This window comes from Cohnella soli (genome assembly GCF_042655525.1).
Taxonomy (GTDB): Bacteria; Bacillota; Bacilli; order Paenibacillales; family Paenibacillaceae; genus Cohnella; species Cohnella soli.
In genome coordinates this window covers 22,892-39,924 of sequence record NZ_JBHSMI010000030.1, presented here as the reverse complement: position 1 = coordinate 39,924, position 17,033 = coordinate 22,892, and the positions used below count along the sequence as shown (strand labels likewise).

Annotated in this window: 13 protein-coding genes; 4 read left to right on the top strand and 9 right to left on the bottom strand. The window is 52.0% G+C overall.

Annotation, left to right across the window (positions count from 1 at the left end; translation table 11 throughout):
* Window positions 1–178 precede the first annotated feature (178 nt).
* Window positions 179–1,006 (top strand): YitT family protein, encoded by an 828-nt coding sequence (locus tag ACFPOF_RS23355; RefSeq protein ID WP_378137204.1) that lies wholly within the window; start codon window positions 179–181, stop codon window positions 1,004–1,006.
* Window positions 1,007–1,142: 136 nt separating this feature from the next.
* The gene (locus ACFPOF_RS23350; RefSeq protein ID WP_378137202.1) at window positions 1,143–2,321 is read left to right on the top strand and encodes a putative glycoside hydrolase; all 1,179 of its coding nucleotides are present in this window, start codon (window positions 1,143–1,145) and stop codon (window positions 2,319–2,321) included.
* Window positions 2,322–2,441: 120 nt separating this feature from the next.
* Here the strand turns inward: ACFPOF_RS23350 and ACFPOF_RS23345 are convergent, their stop codons facing one another.
* From ACFPOF_RS23345 to ACFPOF_RS23325, 5 genes are all read right to left on the bottom strand, one after another.
* Window positions 2,442–4,037 (bottom strand): response regulator transcription factor, encoded by a 1,596-nt coding sequence (locus ACFPOF_RS23345; RefSeq protein WP_378137200.1) that lies wholly within the window; start codon window positions 4,035–4,037, stop codon window positions 2,442–2,444.
* A 41-nt stretch (window positions 4,038–4,078) separates the two neighbouring features.
* Window positions 4,079–5,839 (bottom strand): sensor histidine kinase, encoded by a 1,761-nt coding sequence (locus ACFPOF_RS23340; RefSeq protein WP_378137198.1) that lies wholly within the window; start codon window positions 5,837–5,839, stop codon window positions 4,079–4,081.
* Between the two features lie 145 nt (window positions 5,840–5,984).
* On the bottom strand, window positions 5,985–7,532 hold the full coding sequence (locus ACFPOF_RS23335) for an ABC transporter substrate-binding protein (RefSeq protein ID WP_378137196.1): 1,548 nt from the start codon (window positions 7,530–7,532) through the stop codon (window positions 5,985–5,987).
* 52 nt (window positions 7,533–7,584) lie between these two features.
* Window positions 7,585–8,475: a carbohydrate ABC transporter permease gene (locus ACFPOF_RS23330; protein ID WP_378137194.1), complete on the bottom strand. Its 891-nt coding sequence runs from the start codon at window positions 8,473–8,475 to the stop codon at window positions 7,585–7,587.
* 18 nt (window positions 8,476–8,493) lie between these two features.
* Window positions 8,494–9,459 carry an ABC transporter permease gene (locus ACFPOF_RS23325; RefSeq protein WP_378137192.1) on the bottom strand — a complete coding sequence of 322 codons (966 nt, stop codon included), beginning with the start codon at window positions 9,457–9,459 and terminating at the stop codon, window positions 8,494–8,496.
* 243 nt (window positions 9,460–9,702) lie between these two features.
* Between ACFPOF_RS23325 and ACFPOF_RS23320 the strand changes: the two genes are divergently transcribed.
* Complete coding sequence (locus ACFPOF_RS23320) at window positions 9,703–10,551, top strand: alkaline phosphatase family protein (RefSeq protein WP_378137190.1); 849 nt, start codon at window positions 9,703–9,705, stop codon at window positions 10,549–10,551.
* Window positions 10,548–11,519 (top strand): metallophosphoesterase family protein, encoded by a 972-nt coding sequence (locus ACFPOF_RS23315; RefSeq protein WP_378137188.1) that lies wholly within the window; start codon window positions 10,548–10,550, stop codon window positions 11,517–11,519. The genes ACFPOF_RS23320 and ACFPOF_RS23315 overlap by 4 nt, the downstream gene beginning before the upstream one ends.
* A gap of 80 nt (window positions 11,520–11,599) precedes the next feature.
* Here the strand turns inward: ACFPOF_RS23315 and ACFPOF_RS23310 are convergent, their stop codons facing one another.
* From ACFPOF_RS23310 to ACFPOF_RS23295, 4 genes are all read right to left on the bottom strand, one after another.
* Window positions 11,600–12,454, bottom strand: coding sequence for a DMT family transporter (locus tag ACFPOF_RS23310; protein ID WP_378137186.1), 855 nt, complete (start codon window positions 12,452–12,454; stop codon window positions 11,600–11,602).
* 985 nt (window positions 12,455–13,439) lie between these two features.
* Complete coding sequence (locus ACFPOF_RS23305) at window positions 13,440–14,399, bottom strand: ABC transporter permease (protein WP_378137184.1); 960 nt, start codon at window positions 14,397–14,399, stop codon at window positions 13,440–13,442.
* 1 nt (window position 14,400) lies between these two features.
* On the bottom strand, window positions 14,401–15,477 hold the full coding sequence (locus tag ACFPOF_RS23300; protein ID WP_378137182.1) for an ABC transporter permease: 1,077 nt from the start codon (window positions 15,475–15,477) through the stop codon (window positions 14,401–14,403).
* Window positions 15,474–17,018 (bottom strand): ABC transporter ATP-binding protein, encoded by a 1,545-nt coding sequence (locus tag ACFPOF_RS23295; RefSeq protein WP_378137180.1) that lies wholly within the window; start codon window positions 17,016–17,018, stop codon window positions 15,474–15,476. Before ACFPOF_RS23295 ends, ACFPOF_RS23300 begins: the two co-directional genes overlap by 4 nt.
* Window positions 17,019–17,033 lie beyond the last annotated feature (15 nt).

Sequence of the window (17,033 nt, the reverse complement as noted above, 5' to 3'; positions counted from 1 at the left end):
AATCTCCTTCTGTGTTGGGCCTTCAATTTACGGCTTCCAAAAAAATGATCAGTTCATTATAGCACACCCCCGCTCCTAACTCCAGTGTTAGGAAACGGATACCAATCGTTGCATGATCGCCATCGCCCGGGGGAACTTAATCGAAGGAAGCGATCCGTCAAAGGCAAGGAGTGCTGACATGAAGAGATTTACCATAATCGGCCCCGTATTTTTGATGCTGCTAAGCGCAATTGCCGTTGCCGCGGGTTTTCAACTGCTGCTCATTCCAGCCAAACTACTGAGCAGTGGAATGTCCGGTGTGGCCATGATCGTCGGTTACGTGCTCGGATGGAATATCGGCTGGCTGTATTTTGCCCTGAACGTCCCGATTTTGCTCTGGGGATATCGCAGACTCGGCAAAAGGTTCATTTTCCTCAGCGTTGTCACCGTTATCTCCACTTCGATCGCCATGCAAGTCATACCGGCAACGATGTTAACGAACGATCGACTGCTCGCTTCCGTATTCGGTGGCGTGCTCGTCGGACTTGGCTCCACCGTTTCCCTCCGATATGGCGGTTCTACCGGCGGCTTCGACATCGTCGCTTCCATCATATCACGTTCGAGGGATTTACCCGTCGGCATTCTTACTGTGCTGCTGAACACGGTCGTCGTTACGGCGCTTGGATTGCTGAACAACGATTGGAACGCCGCTCTTTATTCTATGCTGTCGATCTACTTAACGGGAAAAATAATTGACGCTGTCCATACCCCGCATCATAAGGTGACTGCCTTTATCGTCACGAATGAGACACAGGAACTGGCTTCCAGACTTCTCAAGCTTCCGCGAGGCGTTACGATCGTGAAAACAAGAGGCGCCTTCACAAGCGAAGAACGCGATATGCTTATGACGGTAACGACTCGTTACGAGCTTGCCGAGTTACGCAAATTAATTCGCGAGGTAGATGCAAAAGCGTTCGTGAACGTCGTTCAAACCGTGGATGTCATCGGCGAGTTTCGTAAGCGCTGATCACTTGTATACTTCTGGATGGCCAACCGCCCGAATTTCCTAGTCGTTCTCGGCAAAATACTACAAAATACCTGTGTCTACTCTTCTCTATCTCGATTATAATTTTGTTACAGGGATGATGGGGAGAGAATGGTAAATGAATATTTTATTGGCATTGCTCGTGTTGCTGAATGCATCGACCGAAGGTCACCACCCGCAGGAAAAAGGCAAGGTATGGAAAGCGATTACATCAACTATTCAAAGCATGGCATCCGAGACGAGTGGTGACGGAGGCGGCACCGTTACTAATCCGGTCGAGCCGACCTCGACGGCGGACCCGCAACCCGGAGCCCCCGTCGTCAAGGGGATATACGTGACGGCTTACAGCGCCGGCGGAGCAAGAATGGCTACCTTGCTCGATCTGCTCGACAGAACCGAATTGAACACGATGGTCATCGATGTGAAAGACGATCTCGGCAACATTACTTACAAGACGGATAATCCTCTTTTACAAAAACTCGGCAATCCGCAGCCTTACATTAAAGATATACATAAGCTGATGGAGACGCTCGAAGCGCACAAAATTTATCCGATTGCACGGGTTGTCGTATTTAAAGACAGCGTTCTGGCGAAAAAACATCCCGAATATTCTTACGTCCAGAAAGACGGCACGCTCTGGCAAAATAAGAACGGGGACAAATTCGTCAACCCCTACCGCAAGGAAGTATGGGATTACAACGTCGAAATGGCCAAGGAAGCGGCCAAACTCGGCTTCAAGGAAGTCCAGTTCGACTACGTCAGGTTTCCTGAAGGGTTCGAGAAAAAAGCCGACAGCCTGAAATTTACGAAGTCGGACCTTAGCCGCGTAGACATCGTCACAGGATTCGTCGAATATGCGAAGAAGCAGTTGGCACCGCTTGGCGTTCGGGTTTCCGTTGACATCTTCGGCTACGCTGCATCCGTTCCGGCCGCCGAAGGCATCGGGCAAGATTTCGTAAAAATTTCCAACGCTGTGAATGTCATCTCTCCGATGATTTATCCGAGCCATTATAGCACCGGCTGGTTCGGACAGAAAGATCCGGACAATGCACCATACGCCACGATCAAGGGTGCTATGGATGATACGCACAAGAAACTCGACCCTTTGGCAGGAGCCAAGCCGGTGATCCGACCGTGGATTCAGGATTTCACTGCAAGCTGGCTCGGTAAAGGCCATTACACCAAATACGGAGCCGCGGAAGTCCAAGCGCAGATTAAAGCTCTGAACGACAGCGGGGTCAAAGAGTTCCTCCTCTGGAACGCAGGCAATAAATATTCGGAAGGCGTCAAATATTAATAAAGCACTTATACGTACCGAAGATTTCTAAACAAAATCCCCTTTGGACTCGCAGCGCCCGAAAAGAGCGGCTTGCGGCCCGAAGGGGATTTTTCAGTTATTCTCCGTTGCTATGCTAGTCTAGTCTCCCGTCAGCTTACGAATTTGCTGCGGATTCGCGTGATACACCTTTTTAAACATTTTCGAGAAATAAGAGAAATTGCCGTATCCAAGCTTCTGAGCGATTTCCGAGATCGGAATCGTTGAATGGGAGATCAGCTCTTTGGCGATGCGCATTCTCTCGGCTAACAAATAATCGGTAATGCTGCAGCCGGTTTCCTTCTTGAACAGCCTGGAAAGATAAGCGGGGTTCAAATGAACGTATTCCGCCAGCGATTCCCTGGTGATGTTCTCGCCGAGATGGTCGGCAATGTGTGCCTTCAGGCGATGAATGACGGAATCTTGCCGGAATAAGTAGCCGTGTACCGTGCGGGTAAGCTTAATGCCCCAGCTTTCCAGTTGCTCGAGCGTCCGAGGCGGCGATTGCGGCTGCGGGATGCCCGCATCCTGCGACAGCAGATGGGCAGATAGCCCCTTCTTCTGCAGCAAATAATGAATCATTTGCAAGAATCCTTGGTAATAAGCCTGCAGCGCACTCGCCCCGAATCGCCTGTCCGACCCAAGCTCCGCGATCCCGCCCTTCAGAAGGCGAATCAACTCTTCGTCCTTGCCGTTCTCCAGCAATAATGCCCATGCTGCAAAGTCGGGCAAGCGGAAGTCGACAACCGTCTCCGCGTTAACGTCTCGCAGCCAGTTCAACCGATTGGACTCGCTGAGATTATTGTATTCCATCGACAATAGAGCCTTGTACATTTTCGTCAGTTCGTGCAGTTCCACCGGTTCTCCGATGTAACACGAAACCGCGCAGTTCAAATACTGATTACACGCCTCGACATAGCGATTGCATCTATCGCCGATTCCTTCGCGGAGAGCGACATTTTCTCCCGGGGACACGTAGACGATCGCCACCGTTACTCCGTGTTTCGTCTGCACGACTTCGCCTTTCGAGGTTGCGATCAAGAGCTCGCCCGCAGTTTGTCGGATCGCATACTCCATCACCTCTTCGTCCCTAGTGCTAAGCTCCCGCTTCCAGTCCTCCACGCTGACCATGACGGGAAGAACATATGCGTCCGGCGGCAGCGCGATGCCGTACTCGGCTGGCAATCCTCTCGCCGTTTCCGGCGTCGCTACGATTCTTTCCGCAAGCAGGTCATACCAGAACCGTTCGCTGAGCAGCGTTTTCTTCTTGTTCCACAGCTCGTAATACGGCTTGTATTTCTCGACCTGCCCCAGTTCGTCGGCTTTCCGTTCAACGGCGTCAATCGCTTTGCGAAGCGTGTTCTCGAGCGCATCGAACTCCACCGGCTTCATCATATAATCAAAGCTGCTGAGCTGTATCGCTCGCTGCATGAACCGGAAGTCGCCGTGTGCCGTTAGAAATATCGTCTCCGTATACGGAGAGTGCTCATTCGCCCACTCTAGCAACTCGATACCTGTCCCTTTCGGCATCTCGATATCGCAAATCATGACATGGATGCGATGTTGTTCGAACACTTTCACCGCATCTCTCATATTAAAGGCTTCGAAAACTTCCGTTACGCCCAGACCGTTCCAATCGATTGCATCTTTTAACCCCATGACCGCGTACAATTCATCGTCGACGATCAGCACGTTCACACGCGCCACCTCCGCTTCCCCTTTAAGCCGTTCGTCCGGCTTTAGGTTTCTCCGTTGTTTTTCTCCGTCCAATTCATAGATCCGGGAGGCTCGACGGGAAACGCGATCTCCACGACCGCTCCACCCTCGACGCCGTTGCAGAAAGCAAGCCGTGCCTCGCTCCCGTACAGCAACTGCAGCCGATGATAACAATTCCAGATGCCCAGATGCTGGTCATCATTGCGATCGTAATACGCGCCGCTTTGGAGCGCCTCCAGCACCTCCGAAGGAAACCCGCTGCCATTGTCCATAATTCGGATGCGACAAATTTTACCGTCTGTTTCCCGCATCGCCGAAATGACGATATGAAAAGGTTTGTCCATAAAATCGAAGCCGTATTTAACCGCGTTCTCGATAAAAGGCTGAACGATCAGCGGAGGAATCGGCGTGCCCTCCACGTCTTCGTCCACTTCAATGTCGAACGTTATTTTCCCCGGAAACCGCAACTGTTGAATGCGCAAGTAACTATCCATATGCTCCAGCTCTTCGGCTATCGTGACGAATGGCTGCCCCGTTTTGGTCGTGAATCGGAAATATTTCACCAAATTCAAGCACATCGCCTGGATGATCGCGAAGTTCTTGATCTGTGCCAAATTGTAGACGACGTTAATGCTGTTGAGCAGAAAATGCGGATTGATCTGCAGTTGCAAATGTTTGAGCTCGGCCTTGTGCGTGCGAAGCTGCTCCTCGTAGACGTTAACGTTTAGTTGCTGAATCTGGTTCGCCATGTCGTTAAACGTCTCGATGAATGTGTAAAATTCTTTCGAACCGGAGCCGTTGATCCGAAAGGTCCAGTCCCCCCGTTTCAAGGAACGCATGCCTCTGAGCAATTCATGCATCGGTCGAATGATGATGATGTTGAGGTAGATCAAATACAGCATAAGCAGCACGAAAACGAACAAAGGAAGCCAGGAAAGAAGCTGCCTGAACAACTTCAGATTCGCCAGCATCCGCTCTTCGGGAATGAAGGCGACTAACGTCACGTCTGTCATCGTAATCGGATGATTGACTGCGATGTAAGCGTCATTGATGCCTTTGAATCGCTGGTATCTTGCCTGAACGTCGATAGTCGGGGTATTGAAGAAGTTGCCGTTGTCGACACTGCCCGGGAACAAGCGGCCTTCGCGATTCGCGAAAGCGGCAAACCCTTCCCTTCCAAGCTGAATCAGCTCGAGCGGCACCATGAGATGATCGAGCACGACCCAAGCACCGACGTATACGCCTGCACCGGAGTCGACAAGTCGGATCAAGCCGAATTCGCTGCCGCAACTGACCGTTTTCCACCCATTAAATGACGGACTAACGGAAGTAGATCTTTCAATCTCATCCTGTATGCAATGGGTCACCGCAATCGTCTCGGCATACGTGTCGCGATTGATCTTCGTATGGATCAGATCATGATGCACGGTTGAATACGTGAATTGAATGTCTGCAGTGCTGTCAAACCGGTGATATTTGTTCAGATTGTTCATAATGCGAACCGTGGTCAACGTATAATCGGTCGAATTGAGCTCATATTTGTTTAACGACAAAACATCGGCGTCGTATGCGGCGAAATCGTACAAGAAATTCGTTTCCGTAGCGAGCGCGGTTTGGATTTGCCCGGAATACAGGTTAATCATACTTTTGTTCGATTCTACCGCCTGTTCCCGCACCGAATTTGATCCCGTGTAATTGCTGTATAACAGCAAACAGACCAGAGGCAGCGTTACAGTAACAAAACCTACGATCAGCTTGAAACGAAGGGTTCTTTTCGGATTCATCGCGTTCGGCTCACCCGTTCCTCGGAATCGGAAGCTTCAGATCCGCTTCCATCACGTTATTGTGCCATAGCTTGTTCGACAGGAACAGGAAAAGGAAGGAGGAGCTGGTATCCATCTCCCCAGCTCCATACCTTACCTACCTATTTTATTGTTTTAATTTGGCCCACTCGTCCAATTGACGTTGCTCTTCTTGCAAAATCTTCTGGTATCCCGCAGCGTCACGTTTTGCTTTATACTTCGCCACTGTCGAGTCGATGTCGACTGCTCCTGCGTTCAACACTTTATAAAACTCGTCTTTCACGTTATTCGTCGCCGCAATTTCCGCCTTAACCGGTGACTCGTCGAACATAAAGCCGAGAGCGATAGAACGTTCGGAGCTTGCGTTAAACTTCTCGAATTGCTCCCATTTATCCGCATCTTCGTTCGACCACAAGTAGGAGATGAACTGGTTACCGAACATCCATCCGCCCGGGCTAGGATAGCCTTGCGTCTCAGCCGTTACACCTTCCGGATAATCGATGATGTTCTCGGACTTCTTGACGTAGTGCTTGCCTTCGATACCCCAATCGAGCATATTCAGCAACTTCGCGTCGGTTTGAAGCAAGTTCAGGAACATCATCGCTCTTTCCGGATCTTTGGATGTTCGGGAAATCGCGAGCATCGCACCGTTCGCTTCGCCCGTTGTCGTGTATGGCTTAGCCGTTTCGACTTGAACGAGAGGAACCCCCGTCGATACCGTCATTTCTTTGTCTTTTCCCGGTTTCAGCGATTGGCCGATCGCGAACGCTTTGCGCGCTTTGATCATGTTCATCGCTTGGTCGCTGTCGTCCGAAGTAACAACGTCTTTATCGAACCAGCCGTTCAAGTTCCATTGACGCATGCGTTTGAGGAAGTCAATATATTTCGGATCCGTCAAATTATCAATAACTTTCAGCTCTTTGCTGTCACGCGGCAATCTGCCGTCCAGATCGTAGTTGGCCCCGCCCCACGTATTTGCGAAGCGGTTGCTGACAACTGGCACGACACCCGGTTCATTTTCCTTTATCGTCTTGAACATCGCTTCCATATCTTCCAGCGACTTGATGCCATCAACGTTAAACTTATATTTATCGACAAGGTCTTTGTTCAAGAGGAAACCGAATCCTTGAGCAAACTCCTTGTGCGTCGGGATGCCGTACAATTTGCCGTTGATTTTCGCGCCATTGATGTAATCATCTCCGAGCACGCCCGGGATGTCTTTGCCGTATTGCGCCATCAGGTCGGTCAGTTCCAGGAACTGTCCTTTAGACACATCTTGAGCGTAACCGTACCAGCCCGCTGTAAAAATCAGGTCGAAGCTTTCTCCGGAAATTTTCATCAAGTTCGTTTTGTCGGTCCAGGATCCCCAATCGATCGGTTTCAATTCTATCGTGGCATTGATCTTTTCCGTCAAATATTTGCTCATTTCATCTTGAACGGCCGACAAATCGCGAGGGATGGAGCCCGGGTAGTATAAGGAAAGCTTGTAAGGTTTCAAATTGCTCGCTTCCGAATTGCCCGAAGGACTTGCCGCCGCAGAAGAGCTCGCGCTTGGAGATGCGCTTGGAGACGAGTTCGAACCTCCATTGTTGTTATTGCCGCATGCGGCCAATAATAATGAGGTCGATACGACTGCGGTCAGAGCGGTGTACATCTTTTTCTTCAACTGTACCATTCCTTTCGACTCTAGTATGATCCCTTTTTTATTAGAAGAACAGCAGCAAATATTATCCTTTTACGGCGCCGCTGGTAATCCCGCTGATGTAGTACTTCTGGAAGAACGGATAGGCGACAAGCAATGGAGCGACACCGACGATGGCAAGCGCCATCCGGACCGTCTCTGTCGGCATTTTGGCGAGCAATTCCCCGACCTGGCTTGAACTGTCAGCCTTCATAAGCAGAAACTGCACGTTGTTGAGCGTCTTGGTCATTAAATACTGAATGTTCATCAAATCCGGCTTGTCGATGAACAGCATGCAGTTGTACCAGTCGTTCCAGTAGGCTAGCAGGTTAAAGAGGCCAACGGTCGCCATAATGGGCGCGGACAACGGCACGACCAGCTTCATGAAAATGGTCAACTCGCCTGCGCCGTCGATCGTTCCGGATTCGACGATCGATTCCGGGATCGTATTCGCGAAGAAGCTGCGCATTAGCAAGACGTTAAAGGCGCTTAGCAGCAAGTTCGGAATGATCATGGAAACGAGCGTGTTTTTGAGACCGATCATCGTTACGTAAGTGATGTACCACGGCACCATCCCGCCGCTGAACAACATCGTGAAGAACAGAATGAACGAGAATGTACGCCGCATCGGCAAGTCCTTACGGGATAACGGATAAGCGAACAAGGCGGTGATCAGCAAGCTGATGATGGTTCCGATCAACGTCACGACGATCGTAACGCCATAAGCTTTCGCGATCTGCGAGAAATCGTTAAACAGAAACTCGTAAGCCGCGAAGTTGATTTTGCTCGGTAAGAAGGAATAACCGTTCTTCAGAATTGAATCCTCGTCGGTGATCGATACGATAAAGACGAGTAGGAACGGCACTAATGATGCGATCGTGAACAGCCAGAAAAAGACATGTACGAACGGAGAGCGGGAACGAATGAAATTCGTCATCGGCGTTGTCCTCCTCTGTTAGAATAGTGCGTCGTTCTTGCTGAATCGGCGGACCGCGAAGTTGGCGCCGAGGATCAGGAAGAAGCAAACGACGGATTGGTAAAGTCCGGCGGCGGAAGACATTCCGATGTCACCGAGTTTCGTCATCGCCCGATAGACGTAAGTGTCGATCGTGTTCGTAGTCGGCATAAGCGGTCCGGAGTTCATCGGCACTTGGTAGAACAAGCCAAAATCCGAACGCATGATGGAACTGATTGCGAGCAGCGACATCACGATAATGACTGGCATAATGAGTGGCAACGTGATACGAGTCATCTGCGTCCACTTGCTGGCGCCGTCTATTTTAGCTGCTTCGTAATACTCTTTGTCGATACCGATAATAGCCGCGAAGTAGATGATGGCCAAGTATCCGACGTTTTTCCATGCGTTCACGATAATCAGAATGTAAGGCCAATACTTCGGTTCGCTGTACCATGCAATGGCCTCCATACCGAACAAGCGAGCGAACTGGCGATTGATCAAACCGCTCTCCACGTTCAGGAAGCTGTATACGAGGTAGGCGACGACAACCATGGAAATAATGTGCGGCAGAAGGAAAGTGCTCTGGTAAAACCGAGCGACGACTTTATCTTTAATCTCGTTGATTAAGAGCGCGACAAGCAGCGACAGGACCAAGTTGACGACGATAAACGCTGCGTTGTACAAAATCGTATTGCGGGTGATCAGAAATGCGTCCGGAGATCTGAACAGGAAGTTAAAGTTGTCCATGCCTGTCCAAGGACTGCCCCACATGCCGTCTTGATAATTCAAACTTTTGAATGCCAGAATGACGCCGTACATCGGAATGTAATTGTTAATGAACAAGTACACCAATCCCGGGATCATCATCATGAGCAAATATTTGTATTTCTTCACCTGCCTGAGAAAATTGCCGGATCGGGTCGGCGAGGTTCTCTCTGCCTCCAGCTTTGATAGCGCTGTCATTCGGCTCATCCTCTCTGTTTGCCATCTCACGATACTCATTATATAGGGGTGTAAACCGGCCCAACTACTAGGATGATGACTTTGCAATGACACGTTGATGACTAGTTGCTGCCGCGCGAAAGGCTCGTATTGACGCCCGTTCCATCGCTTTTGTATGCTCAGATTGCGAGTTCTACGTGGAAGTCGGCGGGCGGACTCGCATCAACTTCAGATATAATTGATCCATAGAGGAGTCGACGACAGATGAACCTAGCGCAACAAGTCAAACGGGTGTTTATTCTAGGGATGGACGGCGCCGGCAACTTCGTACAGCAAGCGAACACCCCGTACTTGGATCGTTGGCTGGCAAAGGGCGCATATACTTTCGAAGCGCTAGCCGAGATGCCCACGATCAGCGCGGAATGTTGGGGATCCATTCTCCACGGCGTGCCACCGGCCGTTCACGGGCTGAACAACGACAAAGCGGCGAGCGAACCGTTCCGGGATGATTCTCCCCACCCTTCTTTATTCCGGCTTGCACGGGCCGAATTTCCGGAAGCGAAGCTTGCTTCATTCGTCGGGTGGAGTCCGATCAACTCTGGAATCATAGAGGAAGGTTTCGGCGTTCACAAAGTATCGCTTCCCGATGCCGAGCTTGTACTGGCGTTAAATGATTACGTCGCGGCAAATCCGGACGTCCGGCTGTTGTTCCTTCAACTGGACGAGCCGGACGGAGCCGGACACCGATTCGGGTACGGTCCGGATCGCCCTGAATATTTGGATATGATCGGTACTTCCGACGCCAGAATCGGCAGCGTTCTTGATCAATTAGAGCAGCTCGGCCTCGTCGAGGACAGCCTGATCCTCCTGCTGACCGATCACGGCGGCGGCGGTGCCGATAAGTACAATCACGGCAGCGAGCATCCGATGGACAGGAATGTTTTCTGGGGCTGCATCGGCCCCGGCATTCGTAAAGGTCCGCTTGCTGGTCCAGTGTCGATCACCGATACGGCAGCAGTAGTGGCCTGGGCTCTCGGGCTTAAGTCGCCGGAGCACTGGGACGCAAAAGTGCCAGAAGGTTTGTTAGCAGTCGAGGAGGAACGATCGGCATGAGCAGGAAGCTTTGTTATAAGGACGACGGAACGTTCAAAATCGTGCAATTTTCCGATCCCGAATTCTCTTTACCCGACGATGCAGAAACAAAGATGGTCGAACGGATGATTCGCATTGTGGAGGCGGAGAAGCCGGATCTCATCGTCTATGCTGGGGACGTCATCGCTTCCGCGGGACTGCAAGACCCCGAAGCCGCCTTTCGCCGCGCCTGCGCCGTGCCGGAAAGCCTCGGCGTGCCTTGGGCGGCCATATTCGGCAACCACGATTCCGAGGGCACGATCACGCGGGAACAGCTGCACGCCCTTCAACTGACCTATCCGCTTAATCGCGCGCGTATGGACCCTCCGGGCGTTCATGGCTCGGGCAATTATGTGTCCACGGTCGCCGGCCAGGACGGCCATGCTGCCGCTGCTCTCTATTTCCTTGATTCGGGAAGCTATTCTCCGTTGGAGCATAGCCGCATGGGCTTCTACGACTGGATTCGCCGCGACCAGATCGAGTGGTACGCGGGGGAATCGTACCGGCTAATGAACGAGAACGATGGCGCACCGTTGCCTTCGCTCGCTTTCTTCCACATTCCGTTGCCGGAGTATAACGATGTATGGGACTTCGGCGTCTGTTACGGGGAGCGCCACGACATCATTTGCGCGCCTTGGATCAACTCCGGCCTTTTCGCCGCTATGATCGAGCGAGGCGATGTGATGGGCACGTTTGCCGGACATGACCACGGCAACGACTTCTGGGGGGAATGGCATGGTATTCGCCTCTGTTACGGCCGTACGACACGCGACGCTTATTTAGGCCGACCGTTTGCTGCAGGCGCCAGAGTCATCGAGCTGCGCGAGGGCGAAAGAAGTTTCGATACGTGGATTCGTCTGGAAGACGGGACAATCGTTCGCGATCAGCCGCGCCATGAACCGGAAGGGCGTACGTCCGAGAATGGCGCTCGCGGGCAGCGCTCTAATTAGTCGTAACGGAAAAAGCGTCGATTCGAAGCGGCTAGCGAAGCTAGCTCTTCGAATCGACGCTTTGACGTTATCCCTTCGAATCAGGATGCCGAAGAAGCGATCAATATAATGCCCATGACGACGGCAATGGATGCCGTTATACGACGCGGTCCTTGCGACTCCTTCAGCACGAACAGCCCAAGCAATGTCGCAAATACGATACCGACCTCGCGCAACGGAGCAACTGCGGAAACGTTCGCTTGCTGGGCGGCGATCAGAAACAACAAATACGAGCCCGGCGACAAAATCGCCCCGATCCAGATAATTCGCATATGGCACTGAACAACGCGACGCAGCCGGCCAGTCTGCAAGACGGCTGGAGTCAGGCCAAGCAAGAAACCAATGTTCGTCACCTCAAGCAAGGCAAGCGGGGACAACGTCTCTAAGTTGATCTTGTCGACGAGCGTGTACGTCGTTATGCATAGTCCGACTCCTAGCGCGAGCAGCACTGGCTTGCTGGAACGAGAAACCGCTGAGGCGGCTTCCTTCTTCCTCCCGACCATAACTAAAAAACCGACCAGCATAACGCCAATGCCGACCCATCCCCATACAGGCAGCGTTTCCCCGAGCAAGAGTACACCTGCAACAGGTGTCAGCAATGTCGGCGTCCCGCGCATAATCGGATACACTTGCGAAAGATCGCCCGCTTGATAAGTGAAAGAGAGAATCGCGGCGTACGCGCTTTGTAGAAGCAACGACAACACAATCGTCAGCAATTCGTTCGGCGAAAGCGCAGTGCGCGAGAGTTCGATCACCAGCGTCGGCAACAGCAATACCGTCGTCGGCAAGTAGATCGCCCATAGAAACACCGATTTGTCAGTGCTTTGCTTCGCGAACAAGTTCCACACGGCATGCGCCAATCCGGAACATAATACGAGAACAATGGATAATGCCATAAGAGAATTCACCAGCCTAAGCTTTATTAACACAAACAATAACACAGAAAAGCAACTAAAAACAACACATTGTAAATATTAATGCATACTTTTGTTAACTATATGTAAAATAAGACGGAGCAGTCGAGCGAGCAATCGGAGTTTGTGCCGCGGGATAAGTCGACCGATTGACTGGGCTTGAGCGTGAGTTGTTCGATTTTTTCATGTAATTGCCCTCTGCGAGCCCCGATCGAGAGCGAGTTGTTCGATTTTTTCGTGTAATTGCCCCCTGCGAGCCCCGTTCGAGAGTGAGTTGTTCGATTTTTTCGTGCAATTGCCCTCTGCGAGCTCCGGTCGAGAGCGAGTTGTTCGATTTTTTCGTGTAATTGCCCCTTGCGAGCCCGATCGAGAGCGAGTTGTTCGATTTTTTCGTGCAATTGCCCTCTGCGAGCCCCGCTCGAGAGTGAGTTGTTCGATTTTTTCGTGTAATTGCCCCTTGCGAGCCCCGTTCGAGGGTGAGATGTTCGATTTTTTCGTACAATTGCCCTCTGCGAGCCCCGCTCGAGAGTGAGTTGTTCGATTTTTTCGTGTAATTGCCCCTTGCGAGCCTCGTTCGAGGGTGAGATGTTCGATTTTTTCGTGTAATTGCCCTCTGCGAGCCCCGTTCGAGAGTGAGTTATTCGATTTTTTTGTGTAATTGCCCCCTGCGAGCCCCGTTCGAGAGTGAGTTGTTCGATTTTTTCGTGTAATTGCCCCCTGCGAGCGTTTGGGCGAAATTTCACATAATGCTGGGTATGGCAGGTGGTGTGCGATCGCCATTCTGCTGCGCTCTGACGCAAGGCGCCTTTGGCGCCATAAACGCGCGCCGGGAGAGGCGAGCGAAGAGGTACGGCTGGACACGGCGGGGGTACGAAAGAGTCCGTTGGAGGTACAACAAAAAACAGCTTCCTCCGGGAGTGAATCCGGCTGAAAGCTGTTTTTGTTTTGTGAGTGTGCTAAAGCTCCGCTATCGTTTTCCTTGATAATACGGTTCGCCGAGCGCGCCTGGCGCTCGAGCGCGTCCGACGGCTCCGACAAGCACAAGGATCGTCAAGACGTACGGCAGCATGTAAATGAACTCCGAAGGAATGTGAGAAGAGAAATCGAACAGCTGAAGCACGTTGTTGATCGACTGAGCGAAGCCGAAGAAGACAGCCGCTCCCATTGCCCCGAGCGGGTTCCATTTGCCGAAGATGACCGCGGCAAGCGCGATGAAGCCCTGCCCCGAGATCGTGTTGTGCGAGAAAGTGCCTGTCGTCGTTAGCGCGATCGTCGCGCCGCCCATACCGGCAAGCAAACCGCTGAGCAGAACGGCGGTATACCGCATCCGAAGCACTTTAATGCCAACCGTATCCGCTGCGCTCGGATGCTCGCCGACTGCGCGCAAACGAAGGCCGAACGTCGACTTATACAGCACATAGAACACAACGCCGACTAGAATTAGAGCCACATACGTCGTCGGATAGGCGTTAAAGATACCCTCGCCGATAATCGGAATTTCGGAAAGCCCGGGAATTTTCCACTTATGGAACGTTTCGTTCACAAGCGAAGTTTCACCGGCGCCTTCAAACAATTGCTTAACGAGGTATAGCGTGGAGCCCGTCGCGATAAAGTTGATGACGATGCCGCTGACCACTTGGTCGGCGCGGAAAGTAATCGTCGCTACCGCATGAATAAGCGCGAACAACACACCGAACAAAGCGCCGGCCGCGAGACCAACCCATGCGGATGCTGCACCCCAGCCCGCATCTTCCGCCCAGTACGCGGAAACCGCCGCAGCGAATGCACCCGCGGTCATCAACCCTTCAAGACCGATATTGACGACGCCGGAGCGTTCGGACAATATGCCGCCAAGCGCCGCCAGGATCAGGGCGGTCGAGAACACTAACGCCGTATTTAACATATTGCCAAGCGTTGCGATATCCATCCTAGACCGCCTCCCCTTTGCTGGACTTGTGTTTGAATTTCTTCATTCCCCAGCGAATGATACCCGGAGCTGCAACGAAGAAAATAACGGAGCCGATAACGATGCGGATAATTTCCGGCGGGACGTTCGCTCCGAAGCTCATGCCGGCTGCGCCATACGAGAGCGTTCCGAACAAAATCGCACCGAGCAATACGCCGATCGGATTGTTGCCGCCAAGCAAAGCTACTGCGATGCCATCGAAGCCGTGGCCCGTCGTGCCTGCAGCAATTGCCTGGTTCATAAATACGCCGAGCACCTGGAACACGCCTGCCATCCCTGCGAGAGCGCCGGAGATGAACATCGCCTTCACGATGCCTGCATTAACATTAATGCCCGCATACTTCGCTGCGTCCGCATTGGAACCGACGACCCGAAGCTCGTAACCCTGCTTCGTTCTGAACAGGATCGCATAGACGAAAATAACGGCCAGTAGCGCGAAGAACATGCCCCAGTGAACTCGAGCATCGTCGAGCATCCGGGATAACCACCCAATCGTCACCCTGGCGTTCTCGTCAATCATGAAAGAGCGGCCTTTACCTTCTTCAAGCAAAAATCGTCTCACGATGTAGTTGGACAGATGCAACGCGATCCAGTTCAACATAATGGTCGTGATGACTTCGTTGACGCCTCTGGCTGCTTTGAGATATCCGGCGATCATCCCCCAGATACCTCCGATAAGAGTACCGACAACGATGGCAAGCGGTGCATGAATATACCATGGCATATGCAGGTTCACACCGATGAACGTCGCGCCAGTCATGCCCATAATATATTGGCCTTCCGCACCGATATTGAACAAACCAGTACGGAACGCGAACGCGACCGATAGACCGGTAAAAACGAGCGGCGTAATCGCCGTCAACGTCTCTCCGAAATCATACGGATTGCCGAATACTTTATTGAACAAAGAACGGTATGCCAGTATCGGGTCATAACCGCCAAGCCACATGATGACCGCGCCGACGAGCAGACCGAGCACGATCGCAATGAGTGGAACGACCGCGGATTCTTTCGTAAACACTTTGATCAGTTTATTCAATTGTCCGGGCCTCCTTGCGGCGCTTTGTAGTCCGTCATCATCATGCCGAGCTGCTGATCATTCGTCTCCGACGGCTTCACTTCGCCGACGATGCGCCCTTCGTAAATGACCGCGATGCGGTCGGACACCTGCATGATCTCGTCCAACTCGTAAGAGATGAGGAGAACAGCTTTACCCATGTCTCGCTGCTCTACGAGCCGCTTATGGATGAATTCGATCGCACCGACGTCAAGGCCACGAGTCGGTTGGGCTGCGATCAGCACTTCCGGGTTTTTGTCAACTTCCCGTGCTATGATCGCCTTCTGCTGGTTGCCTCCGGACAAAGCCCGCGCGTCCGTCATAATTGACGGAGTTCGCACGTCGAACTCCTTCACGAGACGTTCGGCGTGTTTCTCGATTGCCGTGAAATTCAAGAAACCATTTTGCGTGAATGGGGACTGATAGTAGGTTTCCAGCACCATGTTCTCGCGAACCGGGAAGTCCAGCACGAGACCGTGTTTATGACGGTCTTCAGGAATGAGAGACAACCCGGCTTCCGACACCTGACGCGTCGTCATGCCTGCGATTTCTACTCCCGCCAATTTGATCGAGCCCCCGGCAACAGAACTCAAGCCTGTCAATGCTTCGATCAACTCGCTTTGGCCGTTGCCCTCGACGCCTGCGATACCGAGAATTTCCCCGCGCCGAAGCACGAACGAAGTTTCGTTCAGCGCGTCGCGCCCACCCCGGCCTTTCATGACGAGACGATCCACTTCGAGCACCGGCTCGCCGATGACGGCTTCTTTTTTATCGAACTTAAGCGATACTTCTCTGCCGACCATTTTCTCCGCCAGCATATTGGGGTTCGTACCTGCGACCGGCAAGCTGTCGATCAGTTTGCCGCGGCGCACGATCGTAACTTTATCCGCGATCGCGATAATTTCCTTAAGTTTATGGGTGATCAGAATGATCGATTTGCCTTGCTGAACGAGATTTTTCATAATCACAAGCAATTCGGCGATTTCTTGAGGCGTCAACACTGCGGTCGGTTCGTCGAAAATCAAAATATCCGCGCCGCGGTAGAGCGTTTTCAATATTTCTACGCGTTGTTGCATGCCGACGGAAATGTCGTCAATTTTCGCGTACGGGTCAATATTTAATCCATATTGCTTCGATAGATGTTCGACCTTCTCGTATGCAAGCTTCCGGTCGACCGCCAGCCCCATCCATTTCTTCGGTTCGCTGCCCAGAATAATATTCTCCGTGACGGTAAAAGGATGCACCAGCTTAAAATGCTGGTGCACCATCCCAATACCAAGTGAGATTGCTTTGTTAGGGCCGTCAATGTTGACCTTCTGCCCGTTTACGAAGATTTCCCCTTCTTCTGGCTGATACAGTCCGAACAAAATGTTCATCAACGTCGATTTGCCAGCGCCGTTCTCGCCGAGAAGGGCGTGAATCTCGCCCTTGCCCAGCGTAAACGAAACGTTGTCATTCGCGACGATGCCGGGGAAACGCTTCGTAATATTCCGCATTTCTACGACTGTTCTCGCCTGTTCCATGATAGCACCCTTTAT

Coding starts and splice junctions, on each gene's coding strand:
- ACFPOF_RS23355 (WP_378137204.1), top strand. CDS start 179: ATGAAGAGATTTACCATAATCGGCCCCGTATTTTTGATGCTGCTAAGC.
- ACFPOF_RS23350 (WP_378137202.1), top strand. CDS start 1,143: ATGAATATTTTATTGGCATTGCTCGTGTTGCTGAATGCATCGACCGAA.
- ACFPOF_RS23340 (WP_378137198.1), bottom strand. CDS start 5,839: ATGAATCCGAAAAGAACCCTTCGTTTCAAGCTGATCGTAGGTTTTGTT.
- ACFPOF_RS23335 (WP_378137196.1), bottom strand. CDS start 7,532: ATGGTACAGTTGAAGAAAAAGATGTACACCGCTCTGACCGCAGTCGTA.
- ACFPOF_RS23330 (WP_378137194.1), bottom strand. CDS start 8,475: ATGACGAATTTCATTCGTTCCCGCTCTCCGTTCGTACATGTCTTTTTC.
- ACFPOF_RS23325 (WP_378137192.1), bottom strand. CDS start 9,459: ATGACAGCGCTATCAAAGCTGGAGGCAGAGAGAACCTCGCCGACCCGA.
- ACFPOF_RS23320 (WP_378137190.1), top strand. CDS start 9,703: ATGAACCTAGCGCAACAAGTCAAACGGGTGTTTATTCTAGGGATGGAC.
- ACFPOF_RS23315 (WP_378137188.1), top strand. CDS start 10,548: ATGAGCAGGAAGCTTTGTTATAAGGACGACGGAACGTTCAAAATCGTG.
- ACFPOF_RS23310 (WP_378137186.1), bottom strand. CDS start 12,454: ATGGCATTATCCATTGTTCTCGTATTATGTTCCGGATTGGCGCATGCC.
- ACFPOF_RS23305 (WP_378137184.1), bottom strand. CDS start 14,399: ATGGATATCGCAACGCTTGGCAATATGTTAAATACGGCGTTAGTGTTC.
- ACFPOF_RS23295 (WP_378137180.1), bottom strand. CDS start 17,018: ATGGAACAGGCGAGAACAGTCGTAGAAATGCGGAATATTACGAAGCGT.